Origin of the sequence: Janthinobacterium sp. JC611 (assembly GCF_018682595.1) — a bacterium.
GTDB lineage: Bacteria > Pseudomonadota > Gammaproteobacteria > Burkholderiales > Burkholderiaceae_D > Janthinobacterium.
In genome coordinates, this window is record NZ_JAFLJN010000001.1 from 97,985 (window position 1) to 115,290 (window position 17,306).

Here is a 17,306-nt window from a genome sequence, read left to right on the forward strand (position 1 = left end):
CCCTGCCGACAAGCGATCCTGCCTATGACGAATAGAAACCAGCCATGCGCCGTGGCGCGCTTTTTCAGATCACGATTTGCACACGTGTGCATTTCCGCGTTTGCCAGTTTGCCAGCGACCGCCGGCCTGGCGGCTGAACTCAGCCCTGCCGCGCAACTGGGGCGGCAGATTTTCAACGATGCCAGCCTGTCGGCCTCGGGCAAGCAGTCATGCGCCAGTTGCCACGACCCTGCCCACGCTTACGCGCCCGGCAACAAGCTGGCCGTGCAACTGGGCGGCGCCGATGGCCGGACGCACGGCTATCGCGCCACGCCATCGCTGCGCTACCTGGAGCACACGCCCCCGTTCCACTTCGACGCGGAAGGCGCGCCCAACGGTGGCATCAACCGCGACGGCCGCGCCGCCAGCCTGGCGGAACAGGCCGAGCGGCCCTTCCTGGCGCCGCATGAAATGGCCAATGCCAGCACGGACGCGGTGGTGGAAAGGCTGCGCAACGGTAATTATGCGGCGCAATTTCGCCGCGTCTTTGGCGACGCCATCTTTGCGCAACCGCAACAGGCATTCAAGCGCATCACTTACGCCTTGCAGCAATTCCAACAGGAAGAGCCGGACTTCCACCGCTACGATTCCAAGTATGACCTCTACCTGGCCAACCAGGTTCCGCTGGAACTGGCCGAACTGCGGGGCCTGGCCCTGTTCAATGACGAACGCAAGGGCAATTGCGCCGCCTGCCACCCCAGCGCGCGGGGCGAAGGGGGCGCGCCGCCCCTGTTCACGGATTTCAGCTACGACAACCTGGGCGTGCCGCGCAATGCGCGCATACCCGCCACCGCCGATGCCGCCTATTTCGACCTGGGTTTGTGCGGCCCCGACCGCACCGACCTGGCGACGAAAAGAGACTTATGCGGCGCCTTCAAGGTGCCCAGCCTGCGCAATGTGGCCACGCGCCAGGTATTCTTTCATAACGGCGTGTTCGACAACCTGACGGATGCCCTGCGTTTCTACGTGCGGCGCGATACGCACCCGCAAGAATGGTATCCGCGCGATGACAAAGGAAAAGTGCAAAAGTTCAACGATGTGCCGGTCAAGTACCGCGCCAACGTGAACGTCAGCGAAGCGCCATTCGACCGCAAGCGCGGCATGGCGCCCGCGCTGACGGCGGGCGAGATCGAGGATATGGTGAAATTCCTGGCCACCCTGACGGATGGCTATCAAGTGCAGCAGTGATGGAATGGGGCGCGCCGTTGCCGCGGCGCCCCCCATAGCCTACAGCAATTCAGGTACGCGCCACCTTGCGCAAGGCATCCACCAGCCGGTCCAGGTGCGACTCGGGCGTAAAGATGCCCGGCGTGACGCGCACGCACGCGCCGCTGGCCAGACCGTCGCGCGGCACGGCGAAGATGCCGTATTCCTGCACCAGCTTCTTCGACAAGGCATAACTGTCGGCCACGCTGGTCTTGCCGGTCAGCCGGAACGACGCGATGGCGCTCGTCAGGCGCGCATCGCTCGACGCCAGCACCTCGATGCCGTCGATGCCGCGTGCCGCTTCCACCCAGCGGTTGCGCAGCAGCCGCAACCGCGCCTGCTTGTTGGCAACGCCGATCTGCGCATGCAAGTCCAGCGCCTTCGGCAGGCTCAGGTAGGCAGCGAAATTGACCGTGCCCGTGTGCACGCGGGTGCGGATATCGTCGCCCGCCTTGTCGCCCCGCGGTTCCCCCATGTACGGGTCGATATCGGCTACCCTGCCGCGCTTGATGTAGGCAGCGCCCACGCCGACAGGCGCACCTATCCATTTGTGCAGGTTGATGCCGGCAAAGTCGGCCTGCAGGTCGGGTATCGTCATGTCCAGCTGGCCAAAACCGTGCGCCGTATCGACGATGACATCGATGCCCCGCGCGCGCGCCAGGCGGCTGATTTCGGCCACGGGCAAGACCATGCCGTTGCGGTGATTGACATGCGTGAGCAGCATCAGTTTCAAGGTCGGATGATGTTCCATGGCGGCAGCGTAGGCGGCAACGACGTTGTCATGCGTAAACGGTTCCGGCATGGCGATATGGACCACCCGGGCGCCGCGCCGCTGCTGCAGCCAGCGCGTGACGGTGATCATATTGTCGTAATCGATGTCCGCGTACAGTACCGCGTCACCGGCCTGCAGGCGGTTATAGCCAGCGATCAAGACTTGCAGCGCTTCCGTGGCGCCCCGCGTGAGCACGATTTCATCGGTGCCCACGCCCAGCGCCCTGGCGGCCGCGGCGCGGGCCGCCTCGAAGTCGGCGGGAAAGCGCATGCGCGCATACCAGGCATTGTCGCGGTTGACCATGGCCAGTTGCTGCTCGTAATGACGCAACACGGGCCTGGCCATCGAACCCCAGTAGGCATTGTCGAGTTGCACGATGGCATCGGTCGTGTCGTATTGCGCGGCCACGGCTTGCCAGTACGCCTGGTTGCCGGCCAAGGCGTCCGGCGTGGCGCCGGCCGGCACCGACGGCACAGGTGGTGCCAGCGCGGCATCGGCGGGGCCGGCCGCGAACGGTAGCGCCGCCGCCAGCGACCCCGCGCGCAACAGGGCGCGGCGTTGTGGATTCATGTTCAAGCGATCCCCTTAAAATTTCATGCTGTACTCGACGTACAGGTTGCGCCCGTCCGTGTCGTACGGCGCATTGCGCGAATAGATCAGACCGCGGCTGGCCTGGAAGGTTGCCTCGTCAGGATACTTGTCCAGCACGTTGTCGATGCCCACGCGCACGGACTGCTTGTCGCTGATCTTGTAGCTGGCCGCCAGGTCGAGAAATTGCATGGCACCGAAGCGCTGGAAGATATCGCCCGTGGCATTGCCGGAATTGTCCGTCCAGGCACCGTAGTAGCGCACGCGGGCCAGGGTATTCCAGTTGCCCAGGTCATAGTTGCCGCTGATGGTGGCTTTCTGGCGCGGCAGGCGCTCTTCGAAGACTTGCCGCTGGGCCGGATTGGTCGCCAGGCTGGACTTGCCGCCATCGACCTTGGTGGTGTTGTAGTTGTAGGCCAGGGTCAGGTTCAGCTTGCCGTCGCCGACGCGGCTCAGGTGGCTGCCCACGATATCGATGCCGCGCGTGGTGGTGTCGAAGTCGTTGGTGAAATAGCTGACGGAGGTGTAGCGCAGCGGATTGGCCACGCCGGCCGGCACGGCAAACGAGGCGGACGTGCTGAAGCGGTCGCTGACCTTGATGTCATACACGTCGACGGAACCGGAGAACCCGGCCGGCGTCTTCCACGTAAAGCCCAGGGACAGGTTTTTCGATTTTTCCGGCTTCAGCGCCTGCGCACCGAGCAGGATGGCCAGCGGGTCGTTGTTGGCCAGGCGGCCGCTGGTAAACAACAGCAAGGTCTTGGTGTCGAGTCCCTGATTCGTGCTGTTGGTGTTCGACTGGCCGGGCGTTGGCGCGCGGAAACCCGTCGAATAGGAGCCGCGCAGGGCCATGTCATCACTCAAGGCGTAACGGGCCGACAACTTGCCGTTAACGGTGCTGCCAAATTCCGAGAAATGTTCGTAGCGGGCCGCGCCGCCCAGGCTCAGGGCCTTGCTGACGGGTACTTCCACGTCCAGGTAGGCCGCATAACTGTCCTGGCCCCAACTGCCCGCCTGGCGGTCGCTGAAGCCCGGTGCGCCGTTCGCATTCGCGTCGAGGCCGATGGCCGCGCCCGGCCCCACCGTCCAGGACGCCACATCGCCCGCCTTCACGCCATAGGTTTCGTTGCGCGCTTCCGCGCCAAACGCGATGTTCAGCGGTTGCGGCAGCGATGCCACGGGCAATTCATAATTAAAGTTGGCGTTGAGGATTTTTTCCACCTGCGACAACTGCCCCAGGTAGAACGACGTCGGGCTGCTCGGCCCCATCGACGCATTGATGGAATTGGCCAGCTTGTAGTCGATGCGGTTGCGGCCGTAGGAAGCACTCACATCCCAGCCGAAGCGGTCATTGTAGCGGCCGCGCACGCCCGTCACCACCTGCAAGTCGTCCTGGTCGTTCGAATAGCTGGGGCTGAAGCCGAGCGGATAGATGCTGCGCAAGTCCCAGCCGGGGAACAGGCTGCCGGTTTTATACGCGCCCGTGCTGGTGTCGGGATTCCTCCAATTGAAATCCGAGGTGCCGTCGCTGCGGCTGAACAAGCCGAAGCCGTACAGTTCCGTCGTCTCGGACAGGGCCATGCTGGCGTTGAAACCGATGCGCTTGCTGTCGAGCTCAGGCTGTCCCCAGCGCTGCACGGGATTGGGCACCTTCAGTTCCGGATGGGCATTCTGGAAAGCAATGGCGTCGGCCCGCTGGCGCGTGCGCGAGGTGGGGTCGGACTGGGCCAGCGCGCCGAAAATCGTCGCCTTGCCCGTTTCGCCAAAATTGAAACCCGTCTTCAGGTTGAGCTCATTACCCTTGCCATCGCCTTCCGAATACTGCGAGTGGTGCACGGAAAGCTCCGTGCCCGCCGTATCGTCGAGAATGATGTTGATCACGCCGGCGATCGCGTCGGAACCGTACTGGGCCGAGGCGCCGTCGCGCAGCACTTCGATGCGCTTGATGGCGGACACGGGAATCTGCGCCAGGTCGGGCGCCTGGGCGCCGCGCGCGCCGAGCAGGGCGCTGCGGTGGAAACGCTTGCCGTTGATCAGCACCAGGGTCTGGTCCGGCGACAGGCCGCGCAAGGTAGCGGGACGCACGAAGACTTGCCCATCGGCCATCGGCAAGCGCTGCACCACATACGAGGGAAGCAATTGCGCCAGCACGTCGTTCAAGTCCGACGATTCGACGGCGCCGATATCTTCGCGGCTGAACACGTCCACGGGCGCCATGGTGTCGAACTGCGTGCGCTTGCTGCCGCGCGTGCCGGTGACGATCACGGCTTGCGGGGCATCGAGGGAATCACTGGCGAAGGCTGGGGCAGCGGACGCAGCGCCATGGGCTTGCGCCTGGTTGGCGAACACGGCACTCATGGCGCACAGCAGGGCCGCCGCGCGGGCGATGCGGGTACGGGAACAGGTCATGGAGAGAGTCACTATGCAGGTTGGATCAACAACTACGCGTCACGGCAAGACTCGCATCTTGCATGAAATATCACGAAGTTCGGCTTACTTACATTAAAAGCATTTAAATTACGCAGATAACGTCAGATGGCGACATCATACGAAGGCAATGTTTCATCCGTATGACGCGCTGATCACTGCTGGCAAATCACCGCATGCACGGTGCAGCAGCGGCTGCCAGGCAACCTTGGCTTGCCTCGTACGCACGCAGGCGCATGGCACCGGCATACAGAGGAGAAATGGAGGGGGCGATGAGACAATTCGATAGATTTCCTACAATCAACACTCCCTATAATGCCGCGGCGCAACGACACGCATTCTTGTCGCTATATTAGGTTGTAAAGATGAAGAAACAGACCATATTGTGCGCCCTCGTCAGCTTGCTCGCCGCTTGCGGCGGTGGCAGCGGCGGTGACGGTGGTAGCGGGAATGGCAGCAGCCCGGATCTCAAACCGGTGGTTCCACCGGCACCAGTACTGGCATCCATCAATGCCGCTGATGCATTAAAGAAATTCCTGAGCAGCGACCTGACCATCTCGAACCTGGCATCCAATGATGGCAGTCTTGGGACGGCGACATTGATCGTCAGCCAGGAACTGGGACAGCCAGCCCCCTTCGTTACCAATGGTGTGTCGCAACAAGCGGCATCCGCCAAAGTCATTTCACTGCTGCGTAGCAATGCCAGTGGCAAACTGCAATACCGCAATACCTGGAAACTGCACCTGAATGCGAACATGCAGCCCATCGGCATGGCGGTCGGCTATGCCGATGCCGGCTACAAGGCATGTATGTCCGTCACGGGCCGCAACGAGTTGCCCACCCTTAGCAATGCATCCGGGACGTATTTTTCAGGCGTGCAAACGCTGACCTATACGGAAGGTTTCAAAGCGGGGAAATACGCGAATTACTGCGATCCAAGCGGCACGGCAAGCGCCAACGTGGAATGGTCGATTGCAGCAGGTTCGCCAAGTCCATATTTCTGCCTGACAATGCCTGACAGCTTGTACACGGCCAAGACGAGAATGTGCATTCCAGTCGATGGGGCCGGCACGCAGAATAATTCCGTATGGGTTCGACTCTTCAAGGCGGATGGCAGTTCCGCGATCGATTACAAGAACACGGCCCAGAATAAACCGCTTGAACAGCTGGGTACCGCCGTCGATGCCAACAATTATTGGTATGGCGCCGTATGGCGTCCTCAGGACGGCTATATCTACCAGCGCTACCAGGATACCAAGTTTGCGTCCGAGCAGGCATGCAGGGACCAGACGACGATTAACTGGAAAGCGACATGGGACGCCACGAATATTTCGTGGACCTGCGTCAACGTCCAATCGAAGTAAGCGAGCAAACTAGTAGCGCCCCAGCCTGCCGGCAGCGATGCCGCTGGCTGGGGCGTATCCGGGCAGTGTTCAACCGCCGGCCACTACCATGCTCTCGATGAGGATGGAGCCCGTCTGCTTGGTGCCGCGGCGCAAGACGTCGGCGCCCACGGCAACGATGTTGCGCAGCATGTCCTTCATGTTGCCGGCAATGGTGATTTCCTCCACCGGATATTGAATCACGCCATTTTCCACCCAGAAACCGGCCGCGCCGCGCGAATAGTCGCCCGTCACGTAATTGGTTCCTTGTCCCATCAGTTCCGTCACCAGCAGGCCCGTGCCCAGCTTTTTCAGCATGGCATTAAAATCGTCGCCGGCGGCCGTCTGCGTCGAGGTCAGGTACAGATTGTGCGAACCGCCCGCGTTGCCCGTCGTCTGCATGCCCAGCTTGCGGGCCGTGTAAGTCGACAGGAAATAGCCTTGCACCACGCCATCCTTGACGACGTCGCGGCTGACGGTTTTCACGCCCTCTTCATCGAACGGCGCGGAACCGACGCCGCCGATCACGTGCGGGTCTTCGAAGATCTGCACGTGCGACGGCAGCACTTGCGTACCCAGGGAATCGTTCAGGAATGTGGACTTGCGGTACAGGGCGCCGCCCGAGGTCGCTTGCACATAGGTACCCAGCAAACCGGCCGCCAGCGGCGCCTCGAACAGCACGGGGCAGGTGCGCGTGCCCAGCTTGCGCGCGTTCAGGCGCGACAGGGCGCGCTCGGCGGCGTAGCGGCCGATGGCTTCCGGGCTCGACATTTTGGAAGCGTCGCGCACGGACGAATACCAGTCGTCGCGCTGCATCTTCGCGCCCTTGCCGGCGATGGGCGCCACGGACAGGGTGTGACGCGAAAACGGATAGCCGCCGATGAAACCGCGCGAATTGGCGGAAACGAAATGCGATTGCTGCACATGCACGCTGGCGCCTTCGCTGTTCGTGATGCGCGGGTCGACGGCAAACGCTGCCGCCTCGGCCCGCTGGGCCAGCACGACGGCTTCCTCGGCGGAAATGAGCCAGGGATAGAACAGTTGCAAGTCGCGGGGGGACATTTCCAGCATGTCGGCGTCGGCCAGGCCGGCGCAATCGTCCTCGGCCGTGAAACGGGCGATGTTGTAGGCGGCGTCCACCGTGGCGCGCAGGGCCGACGGCGAAAAGTCGGACGTGCTGGCATTGCCGCGCTTCTTGCCGACAAACACGGTCACGCCCATGCCCTTGTCCTTGTTTTGCTCGATCGTCTCGATCTTGCCTTTTCGTACAGAAACGGACAAGCCGCCGCCTTCGCTGACTTCGACGGCTGCGTCGGTGCCGCCCGCTTCCCGTGCAAAAGACAACACATCACGGGCTAGTTGCTGCAATTGCTCTTGACTATGGGTAAATACGGAGTCGTTCATGCGCTGTTTTCTTCGGAAAGCCGCTAAAAAGGTTATCATAGCAGTCGTTTACAGTTTACAGGAGCGGTCCACAAGTCCTCTCCCGCCTTATATATCATGCCAAATCCAAACCGGGGAGCTTGCGGCTTCCAATCGTCCGAATTCGAACAGGAATATGAACGTCCGTCGAAATCGGAACTCAAGCGCCAGATGACCGTCCTGCAAAAGCTGGGCGAAGAACTCGTCAATGAAGCACGCGACCGCGTCAAGCGCGTACCGATGCCGGAAGACGTGCGCGACGCCATTCTCGAATGCCAGCTGATCAAGGATCACGAAGGCCGCCGCCGCCAGTTGCAATACGTGGGCAAGAAGATGCGCACCCTGGACGAGGAAGAAGTTGCAGCTATCCAACGCACCATCGATAGCTGGAAAGGCTTGTCGAAAGCCGACACGGCCGCCATGCACGCGATGGAACGCCGCCGCGACAAACTCTTGACGGACGACAAGGCCCTGACCGTCTTGCTGTCGGAAAACCCGGAACTGGACGTGCAGCACCTGCGCACCCTGATCCGCAATGCCCGCAAGGAGCAAGCCGAGAACAAGCCGCCAAAAGCCTACCGTGAAATCTTCCAGATCCTGAAACAGATCGCCAAGAAGCAGAATGGCGGCAAGGATGAGGCGGATGAAGATGGCGTTGCGCCGGAAGACGACGAATAAACAACTGGGGTCAGACCCGGCGGGTCTGACCCCGAAATGAGCTAAAAACCGGGATAATCCCGGTTTTATTGTTTTTAAGCCACTCCAGACTTTTTATAGGTGACCGATGTCCACCACTCTCGAAGACGAATTGATTATCGGCCTCGTGTCGATCTCGGACCGCGCCAGCGGCGGCGTATATGAAGACCTGGGGATCCCCGCCCTGGAAAGCTGGCTGTCCGCCGCCATCCGCACGCCATTCCGCCTGGAAAAGCGTTTGATCCCCGACGAGCGCTCGCAGATTGAAAACACCCTGATCGACATGGTCGACCTGAACCACTGCCATCTGATCCTGACGACGGGCGGCACGGGTCCGGCGCGGCGCGACGTGACGCCGGATGCGACCTTGTCCGTGGGGACCAAGGAAATGCCCGGTTTCGGCGAACAGATGCGCCAGATCAGCCTGCAATTCGTGCCGACGGCGATCCTGTCGCGCCAGGTGGCCGTGATCCGCGAAACGCCCGAGCGCGCCGCCCTGATCATGAACTTGCCGGGTCAGCCGAAAGCCATCAAGGAAACATTGGAGGGATTGAAAGACGCTGACGGAAATCAATTGGTGAACGGCATCTTTGCCGCCGTACCATATTGCATCGACCTGATCAAAGGTCCCTACATGGAAACCGACCCGGCCATCTGCAAGGCCTTCCGTCCCAAATCGGCGCTGCGTCCGGCGCAACCTTTACCTGAGGAAAATACATGAGCACCTTGCTGGAAACCATAGAACTCGACAGCGCACCGAATCCCACCGTCTCCATCATCTGGATGCACGGCCTGGGCGCCGACGGCAACGACTTCGTTCCCCTGGTCAAGGAACTCGATTTGCGCGGCTGCCCCGCCATCCGCTTCATTTTCCCCAGCGCCGGCACCATGCCCGTCACCATCAACAACGGCTATGTGATGCGCGCCTGGTACGACATCCTCGTGAACGACCTCGTGCGCCGCGAAGACGAGAACGGCTTGCGCGCCTCGCAGGCGCAGGTCGAAGCGCTGATCGCCCGCGAAAAGGCGCGCGGCATTCCCGCCAGCCGCATCATCCTGGCCGGCTTCTCGCAAGGCTGCGCCATGACCCTGCAAACGGGCTTGCGCCACGCGGAACCGTTGGCCGGCCTGATGTGCCTGTCCGGCTACCTGCCGCTGGCCGACAAGACGGCCCTTGAGCGCACGCCAGCGAGCCTGCAGACGCCGATCTTCATGGCGCACGGCACGGCCGACCCCGTGGTGCCGATCGGCCGCGCGCAGCAATCGCGCGATTTGCTCACCGGCATGGGTTACAAGGTGGAATGGCACGAGTACATGATGCAGCACTCGCTGTGCCAGGAAGAGATCGACGCCATCGGCGCGTGGCTGAAGAAAGTCCTCGCATAAAGAAAAAAGGCGCGGCCCGCGCCACGCCTTGCCGTCCTGCCGCGCCTGACACCACTCAGGCTGGCAGCGGCGGCACGCCCGTCCGCGGCGGCGCCGTCTGCGCCCCGTTCATCACCATGGCCAGGAAAGTGTAGTAGCCATTGATGCCCATCAAGTCGACCACGCCGTGTTCGCCGAACAGCGCCAGCGCACGCGCATACGTGGCGTCGCTGACGCGCTTGTTCTGCTGCAGCTCGAGGCAGAAGTCGTGCACGGCTTGCTCGTCTTCTTTCAGGACAAGCGGCATGCGCCGCGCGGCGATGGCATCCACGGCCGCTTGCGCGATGCCGTTCTGCACGGCCAGCGGCGCGTGGATGGCCCACTCGACTTGCTGGTCCCACTGGCGCGCCGTCACCAGGATGGCCAGTTCCGACAGTCGCGTGCCGATGGCGCTGCGGTAGCGCAAGTACTCACCCATGCGCTGCGCCGTTTCCATCAGCTCGGGGCTGCGGATCAGCGGCACGAAGGGCCCGTACAGCGCCCCGCGCGGACCGTCGATGATGGCTTGCGCGGCCGCCCGCTGCTGGGTGTCCAGCTGGTCCAGCGGCAACGCGGGCAAACGGTCGATATCGCTACCGGCCATCAGGCAGTCCAGGCGACCACGTCCTGCTGCTGTTCACCGAGGCCGGCGATGCCCAGGCGCATGCTGTCGCCCTTTTTCAGGAAACGTTGCGGCTTGCGGCCCTGGCCCACGCCCGGCGGCGTGCCCGTGGCGATGACGTCGCCCGGTTCCAGGGTCATGAATTGCGACAGGTAGCTGACGATCTGCGCGACAGTAAAAATCATGGTTTGCGTATTGCCGGTCTGCATGCGCTTGCCATTGACTTCCAGATACAGATCCAGATCCTGCTCATCGATGACTTCATCGCGCGTCACCAGCCACGGGCCGATGGGGCCGAAGGTGTCGCAGCCCTTGCCCTTGTCCCACTGGCCGCCCCGCTCCAGCTGGAACGCGCGCTCGGAAATGTCGTTGACGACGCAGTAACCGGCCACGTATTTCAGGGCGTCCTCTTCGCTCACGTATTGCGCGCGCGTGCCGATGACCACGCCCAGCTCCACTTCCCAGTCCGTCTTCTTGGAACCTTTGGGCAACACGACATTGTCGTCCGGGCCATTCAGGCAAGTGATGGCCTTCATGAAGACGATGGGTTCGGCCGGGATCGGCATGCCGGACTCGGCCGCATGGTCTGCATAGTTCAGGCCGATGCCGATGAACTTGCCGACTTTCGCCAGCGGCACGCCAAAGCGTGGATTGCCGCGCACCAGGGGCAAGGTCTTTTCGTCGAGCTTGGCCAGCTTGCGCAGGGCCTTGTCGGACAGTTGTGCGCCGTCAATATCGGCAAGCACGCCGGACAGGTCGCGCAGTTTGCCTTCTTCATCGATCAGGCCCGGTTTTTCCTTGCCTGGACGTCCATAACGAACGAGTTTCATAGTCTTCCTTGGAGTTGATCATTGCCGCTGTGCAGGCCGCCATTTTACCGGATGGCCCGGCACGCCTGCAGCGGCGGATGAAAAACATCGCAAGTCCCGGCAGTTGCAAGGCCGCCAGCACGCCAAACGCCGCCTGGTACGCCTGCGGCGGATACTGCTGCAGGCCGTTCAGGGGCCAGCAGCCGAGGATCAGGCCAAAGCCCGCCTGCACCAGGAAGGCGCCCGTGAAGATGAGCAAATTCAAACAGGTGGCCGCCCTGCCCGTCAAGCTGGCCGGCATGCTTTGCGCGACGATCGCATAGTCGAGGCCCGTCACCGTGCCCAGCAAGGTAAACAGCACGGACAGCAAAGGCAGGCTGGGCACCACATTGCACGCCATCGCCACTTGCACGGCAACAAACAGGACGATGCCGGCGCCCGCCACTTGCATGGGTGCAATACCACGCCGTCCGGCCCACTCCGTCAGCATGCCCATGCCGATGGCGCCGAAGATGACGGCCGCCATGCCCAGGTACAACAGATACGCCACACTATCGTCGGACAAGCCGCCCACGTCGGCCAGCCAGCGTCCCACCCACAAGCCCTGCACGCCAAAGAACACCGCGTGCGGCAGCAAGATCAGCGCGATGGTGCGGCGAAACCCGGGATCGCGGTACACGCTCCAGACGCTGACCTTGCTCACCTTGCGCATGCCGGCGGCAGGGGCCGGCATGGCCGGCGACAGCAGGCGGATCAGCAAGCCGATGGCCAGCGCCGCCAGCGCCAGACCCAGGAAGACGCCGCGCCAGTCCGTGTAGTGCAGGGCCAGCTTGACGGGCATGGTGGCCGTGGCCGCGCCCAGGCCACCCACGGCGATCAGGTAGCCATGCACGGAAGGCAGGCGCGATGGCGCGATGGCGCACGAGATCGCTTTCACGGCGGCCATGAAGCAGCCGCCCAGGCCCGCCCCCATCAAGGCGCGCGCCCACATCAGCTCGGCAAAGCTGTGGCCCCGGCTGAACAGCCACACGCCCAGCGCTGCCAGCGCCAGCAGCCACAGTTGCACCGTGCGGGGGCCGTAGCGGTCGAGCGCCATGCCAACCGGCAATTGCACCAGCGCAAAGGCGAGAAAAAAGGCGCTGGTCAGCAGGCCCAGCTGGGCCGGTGTCAGGGCGATGGCGCCCAGCAATTCGGCTGTCAGCACGGCATTCACGCCACGCAGCAGGCACGACAGGTAATGTCCGAGCGCGAACGGCAGGAACACCAGGCAAAACACGGCCACGCCGGAACGGGCAGGCGCACCGGCGGCGGGCATGCTCAGGCGGCCTTTGCCAGGCGGATGATTTTGTGCGGCACCTGCGGCACAGGGTCATCCATTTCAAAGAAAAACTTGTCGTGGCCGAAGGCCGGCTTCAAATCGTCCATCCACGTCGCTTCCGCATCGAATTTCGCATAAAACGGCCGGCGCACCCAGTCCGGGTTGCGCGCCTGCAAAAATTGCAGGGCAAACAGTTTTTCGCCATTGATGGTGACGATGCCGTCGATGACGATCTTGCCGGGAAAAGCGCTCATGGAGGGGCCGCGCACCGTCCGCGACAGGCCTGACACCATCTGGTAGGCAGCCTGAAAAATCTCGTGCGCCTTCGCCAGGGACAACTGGAAATAGCCACGCGGCCCTGTGTCCCGTTCGACAAACATGTAGTACGGAATCGCTCCCAGGCGCGTGCCCGTCTGCCACAGTTCCGCCCAGCTTGCCGGATCTTCGTTGATGTGGCGAATCAGCGGCCCCTGTATGCGCAAGGTGGCGCCCGTGGAGACGATGCGTTTCACGGCTTGCTGGGCGATGTCCTGGCGCAACTCGACGGCATGGCTGTAATGTCCCATCACGGCCAGGTTCTTGCCCGCCTTGACGATGCGCTCGAACAGCCGCATCAAGTCATCCGCACCGCGGTCCGACACGAAGCGCTGCGGCCAATATGCCACCGCCTTGGTGCCGATGCGAATGTTCTGGATGTGCTCCAGGCCCGGCGCCAGCAGCGGCTCCAGGTAGCCGGCCAGTTGCCGCGTATTCATGATCATCGGGTCGCCGCCCGTGATCAGTACGTCCGTCACTTCCGGATGCAGTTTCAGGTAGGCGACCAGCTCATGCGACTCGTGCGCATCGAACTTCATGTCATCCATGCCGACGAACTGGGGCCAGCGGAAACAGAAGGTGCAATACGCGTGGCACGTCTGGCCCGCGCTGGGAAAAAACAGCACCGTCTGCGCATATTTATGCTGCAGGCCGCGCACGGGCGCGTCGTTGACCCGGGGCACGTTGTGCGTCATCTGGCCGGCCGGATGGGGATTCATGCCCAGCCGCAAGCCATGCACATAGGCGTCGATGGCGGCCTTATCGCGCTGCACCAGCACCAGCTCGCGCAGGTGCGCGTACTGCTCGGGCGGCAGCATGTCGCGGTGGGGAAAGACGAGGCGATAGATGGGATCGTCGGGGATGTTGCTCCAGTCGATCAACTGATCGAGCACATAGGCATTGGTACGAAACGGCAAGACATGCGAGACCACTTGCACGGCTTCGCGCTGCTCTTCCGGCAACCATTCCCACTGCCGCGCCTGTTGAATCGTTTGCCGCGTGTACGGCTTGAACTTGGGTGAAGACGGCTCGGTAATGAGTGCGGACACGATCGGCTCCTTGCCTGTAAATAGCGATAACTTTCATGAAATAAGCCCTATACCAGCCAATTCCAGCCTCTTCCTCCCCCATGCCACATCGCCTCGGCATGCTGTGAAAGTCATCATAGTTCTTGCCATTCAGAACCAAATTGCTACATATCAACAAGCCGTCGATACGTTGCACGCTGCCTACAAGCAACACCTTAGTTTGTGCCATCGCAATTTGAGGAAAGCGCCGGCGACGTAAATTACGACTTGGCAACATATCCCTCGATATCACAAGGAGCTTTCATGAAACGCTTATTCACGGGTAGCCTGCTGTGCCTGGCATTTGTCGGCGGCAGCGTCAATGCCGCGGTCGAACCAACGGAAAAAGACGCCATTGCCATGGCCGAACGGGGCGCCGCCTTCATGAAGGCGCATGGCAAAGAAGAAATGATGAAGAGGATTACGGCGAAAGACCCGGACTTCGTGCAGGGCTCGCTGTATGTGGACATGCGCGACATCAAGACGGGCATCGTGCTGGCCCACCCCATCAATCCTTCCATCGTGGGCAAGGATTTGACGGATGTGCCCGATGCGAATGGCAAGAAATATCGCCGTGAAATCATTGAATTGGCGCAAAAGCAGGGCAAGGGTTGGGTCGACTATCAGTACAAGAACCCCACCAGCGGCAAGATCGAGCCGAAGACCACCTACATCCTGCGCGTCAACGATGTGGTGCTGGAAGCGGGGATCTACAAAAAATAAGCCAGGGGCGGCGCGCGCACGCGACGCGCCGCCTGCGCTTGGAACAGCCATCGCCGGGAGTCAAGCATGCTCAATCAATTACGCATCGGACCAAAATTATTGCTGGCGCCCACCCTGGTCTTGCTGCTGCTGATACTCAGCTCGAGCGGTGCCTGGTATGGCATGGTGCGGCAAAATGCCTCGCTGGAAAACATGGTGCGGGTGCGCATCACGCATCTGAAGGCAGCCGCCGACGTACTGGGCGAGGCCAGGCAAGTGCATGGCAATATGTACCAGTTGCTGTCGTGGACGAATGGCAGCTTCGCCAAGGCCCGCCTCGACGCACTGGAACAACAGATCAAGGCACGCCACGCGGCCATCGGCAGCCAGCTGGCCACCTTGCGTTCCACGGCCACGGGCGCCGAGCGCAGCCTGGTCGATGCAGCCATCACGGCACTGGCCGGCTATCGCAAGGCGGTGCTGGAAACCATGGAAATGGCGCAGATGGACCAGTCGATCGCCACCAATTCCATGCTCAAGGCGGAAACGCAATTCGGCCAGTTCAATACGCAACTGGCGCAACTGTCCGCGCTGGAGACGACGCTCAGCAGCCAGGCCCATGCGACGGCCAGCGCCGAATTTCGCCGCCTGGGCTGGAGCCTGTTGCTGACGGTGCTGCTATCGATCCTCGTTTCCATCGTGGTGACCATGCTGGTGCGGCGCGCCATGCTGGTGGAAATCCGCGGCATCGCCGACGCCGTGCAAGACTTGGCAGCGGGCAAGCTGATGGCCGGCGCGCCCAAGCAGGGCAACGACGAGATCGCCGCCACGTCGCGCGTGCTGGACCAGACCATTGCCCATCTGAACCAGACCTTGCGCACCATCATGGGCGCCGTGCAATCGATCGACACGGCCTCGCACGAAATAGCCACCGGCAATCTGGATTTATCGGCGCGCACGGAAATGCAAGCCAGTTCGCTGGAAGAAACGTCGAGCGCCATGGAAGCGCTGACGCAAGCCGTCAATGACAACGCCGACAACGCCCAGCTGGCCTGCGAACTGGCGGGGCAAGCCTCGACCCTGGCCGTGCAAGGGGGCGTGTCGATGCAGCAGGCGGTGACGACGATGGCGACCATACGCGCCAATTCGCGCCAGATCGTGGATATTATCGGCGTGATCGACGGTATTTCCTTCCAGACCAACATCCTCGCGCTGAACGCGGCGGTGGAAGCGGCGCGCGCGGGAGAACAGGGCCGCGGCTTTGCCGTGGTGGCGTCCGAAGTGCGCACCCTGGCGCAGCGCTCGGCGCAGGCCGCCAAGGAAATCAAGACCCTGATCGCCACCTCCGTGACCACCATCGATGGCGGCAGCGTGGCCGTGCAGCAGGCGGGCGACAGCATGGGCGCCATCGTCGCCTCGGTGCAGCAAGTCAACGAGATCATCCAGCGCGTGAAACAGGCCAGCGCCGAGCAGGCGTCGGGCATCACGGAAGTGAATCAGGCCGTCACGCAAATGGATGACGTCACCCAGCAAAATGCGGCCCTGGTGGAGCAGGCGGCGGCGGCAGCGGCCAGTTTGCAGGACCAGGCCGTCAAACTGTCGGCGGCCGTGGCCGTGTTTACCCTGGACGAACAGCCCGCCACCCCGGCCGGCCACACCGATGAGGAGGCATTCCAGCATCCGGCCAGCCCCGCCAACGGAGAAGGCAAGGACCGCCGCGCGCTGCACAGCCCGCTGCGCGGCATGTCCAGCCGGCCTGGCGCCAACGATGCATCGCGGCGCCAGCGCAGCTAGACGGCTGGCGCGCGCAGCGGTTTACTCAGATAGGGCGAGCCGGCCAGCACGAAGCGCCACGGCGTGTCCATCGCTTTGGAAATGCCGATGCGCGCGCCAGCCTGCACCGTCACCTCTTCCTCGCGCGCCAGCAGGGTGAATGGCGGCGCGTCGAGCGCCAGGCGGTTTTGCAGATGGCTCACGCCGAGCGCCTGGCACACCTTGCCCGGCCCCGAGCACAGCAGGCGCATATCGTCGACGCCGCGCCGCTCACGCATCGCATCGAGTCCCGCCAGCGGCTCGATGGCGCGGATCAGCACGCCAGCGCCATGGCCCGCTTCGCGGCATACAAAGTTCAGGCACCAGTGGATGCCGTACGAGCGGTAGACATAGGCGTGCGCGGGCGGGCCGAACATGGCCGCATTGCGCGGCGTCATGCCGCCATACGTGTGCGAAGCCGGGTCCAGCCGGTCATACGCTTCCGTTTCCACGATGCGCCCGCCCACGCCGTCGACCAGCACGGTCACGCCGATCAACTGGCGCGCCACGCTGCTGGAATCGTCCGCAAAATCGATACCCGCGAGGATTTTTTTCATCCGGCAATTGTACCGCCGCGCATCCCGCCGCACGCCTGGCCGCGCCTTGAAAACAAATAAAACTTAATCTTTTCATCATGAATTTCAGGATCGCCAGCGTCGTGGAATGACGAAAATGGCGGCTGGACCTGGCCGAAACGGGAATTTTTGCGACAATATATTGCAGAG

General features: G+C 62.5%; 15 protein-coding genes. 7 read left to right on the top strand and 8 right to left on the bottom strand.

Going from position 1 to position 17,306, the window contains the following annotated elements; translation table 11 throughout:
* The first annotated feature begins 84 nt into the window (after nucleotides 1-84).
* Nucleotides 85-1,227, top strand: coding sequence for a cytochrome-c peroxidase (locus J0O65_RS00410; protein ID WP_353056136.1), 1,143 nt, complete (start codon nucleotides 85-87; stop codon nucleotides 1,225-1,227).
* A 49-nt stretch (nucleotides 1,228-1,276) separates the two neighbouring features.
* On the opposite strand, the gene J0O65_RS00415 is transcribed toward J0O65_RS00410, so the two are convergent.
* A complete protein-coding gene (locus J0O65_RS00415; protein ID WP_215403047.1) occupies nucleotides 1,277-2,587 on the bottom strand; it encodes an aminotransferase class V-fold PLP-dependent enzyme in 1,311 nt (436 codons plus the stop codon).
* Between the two features lie 15 nt (nucleotides 2,588-2,602).
* Entirely contained in the window at nucleotides 2,603-5,014 is a 2,412-nt protein-coding gene (locus J0O65_RS00420; RefSeq protein ID WP_215403049.1) for a TonB-dependent receptor plug domain-containing protein, read from the bottom strand.
* A gap of 383 nt (nucleotides 5,015-5,397) precedes the next feature.
* Here J0O65_RS00420 and J0O65_RS00425 point away from each other — a divergent pair, with 383 nt between their 5' ends.
* On the top strand, nucleotides 5,398-6,396 hold the full coding sequence (locus tag J0O65_RS00425) for a hypothetical protein (RefSeq protein ID WP_215403051.1): 999 nt from the start codon (nucleotides 5,398-5,400) through the stop codon (nucleotides 6,394-6,396).
* 69 nt (nucleotides 6,397-6,465) lie between these two features.
* On the opposite strand, the gene pmbA is transcribed toward J0O65_RS00425, so the two are convergent.
* Nucleotides 6,466-7,818 carry a metalloprotease PmbA gene (gene pmbA / locus J0O65_RS00430; RefSeq protein WP_215403053.1) on the bottom strand — a complete coding sequence of 451 codons (1,353 nt, stop codon included), beginning with the start codon at nucleotides 7,816-7,818 and terminating at the stop codon, nucleotides 6,466-6,468.
* Between the two features lie 96 nt (nucleotides 7,819-7,914).
* On the opposite strand from pmbA, the gene yjgA reads away from it, so the two are divergent.
* From yjgA to J0O65_RS00445, 3 genes are all read left to right on the top strand, one after another.
* Nucleotides 7,915-8,514 (top strand): ribosome biogenesis factor YjgA, encoded by a 600-nt coding sequence (yjgA, locus tag J0O65_RS00435; RefSeq protein ID WP_215403055.1) that lies wholly within the window; start codon nucleotides 7,915-7,917, stop codon nucleotides 8,512-8,514.
* Between the two features lie 106 nt (nucleotides 8,515-8,620).
* Nucleotides 8,621-9,253 carry a molybdopterin adenylyltransferase gene (gene mog / locus J0O65_RS00440; protein WP_215403057.1) on the top strand — a complete coding sequence of 211 codons (633 nt, stop codon included), beginning with the start codon at nucleotides 8,621-8,623 and terminating at the stop codon, nucleotides 9,251-9,253.
* Nucleotides 9,250-9,918 (top strand): alpha/beta hydrolase, encoded by a 669-nt coding sequence (locus J0O65_RS00445; protein ID WP_215403059.1) that lies wholly within the window; start codon nucleotides 9,250-9,252, stop codon nucleotides 9,916-9,918. The genes mog and J0O65_RS00445 overlap by 4 nt, the downstream gene beginning before the upstream one ends.
* A gap of 55 nt (nucleotides 9,919-9,973) precedes the next feature.
* Here J0O65_RS00445 and J0O65_RS00450 read toward each other — a convergent pair whose 3' ends face one another.
* The 4 genes from J0O65_RS00450 to J0O65_RS00465 are packed head-to-tail and all read right to left on the bottom strand — an operon-like array spanning nucleotide 9,974 to nucleotide 14,049.
* Nucleotides 9,974-10,540 carry a carboxymuconolactone decarboxylase family protein gene (locus tag J0O65_RS00450; protein WP_215403062.1) on the bottom strand — a complete coding sequence of 189 codons (567 nt, stop codon included), beginning with the start codon at nucleotides 10,538-10,540 and terminating at the stop codon, nucleotides 9,974-9,976.
* Nucleotides 10,540-11,388 (bottom strand): fumarylacetoacetate hydrolase family protein, encoded by an 849-nt coding sequence (locus J0O65_RS00455; RefSeq protein WP_215403064.1) that lies wholly within the window; start codon nucleotides 11,386-11,388, stop codon nucleotides 10,540-10,542. The genes J0O65_RS00450 and J0O65_RS00455 overlap by 1 nt, the downstream gene beginning before the upstream one ends.
* On the bottom strand, nucleotides 11,333-12,682 hold the full coding sequence (locus J0O65_RS00460) for an MFS transporter (RefSeq protein WP_215403066.1): 1,350 nt from the start codon (nucleotides 12,680-12,682) through the stop codon (nucleotides 11,333-11,335). The genes J0O65_RS00455 and J0O65_RS00460 overlap by 56 nt, the downstream gene beginning before the upstream one ends.
* Nucleotides 12,683-12,684: 2 nt before the next feature.
* Nucleotides 12,685-14,049, bottom strand: a complete 1,365-nt coding sequence (locus J0O65_RS00465; protein WP_215403068.1) for a KamA family radical SAM protein — start codon at nucleotides 14,047-14,049, stop codon at nucleotides 12,685-12,687.
* A gap of 282 nt (nucleotides 14,050-14,331) precedes the next feature.
* On the opposite strand from J0O65_RS00465, the gene J0O65_RS00470 reads away from it, so the two are divergent.
* Entirely contained in the window at nucleotides 14,332-14,790 is a 459-nt protein-coding gene (locus J0O65_RS00470; protein WP_215403070.1) for a cache domain-containing protein, read from the top strand.
* Nucleotides 14,791-14,856: 66 nt separating this feature from the next.
* Entirely contained in the window at nucleotides 14,857-16,563 is a 1,707-nt protein-coding gene (locus J0O65_RS00475) for a methyl-accepting chemotaxis protein (RefSeq protein ID WP_215403072.1), read from the top strand.
* Here J0O65_RS00475 and J0O65_RS00480 read toward each other — a convergent pair.
* Nucleotides 16,560-17,138 (bottom strand): DNA-3-methyladenine glycosylase, encoded by a 579-nt coding sequence (locus J0O65_RS00480; RefSeq protein WP_215403074.1) that lies wholly within the window; start codon nucleotides 17,136-17,138, stop codon nucleotides 16,560-16,562. The two genes, J0O65_RS00475 and J0O65_RS00480, sit on opposite strands and share 4 nt — an antisense overlap.
* Between the last annotated feature and the right edge of the window lie 168 nt (nucleotides 17,139-17,306).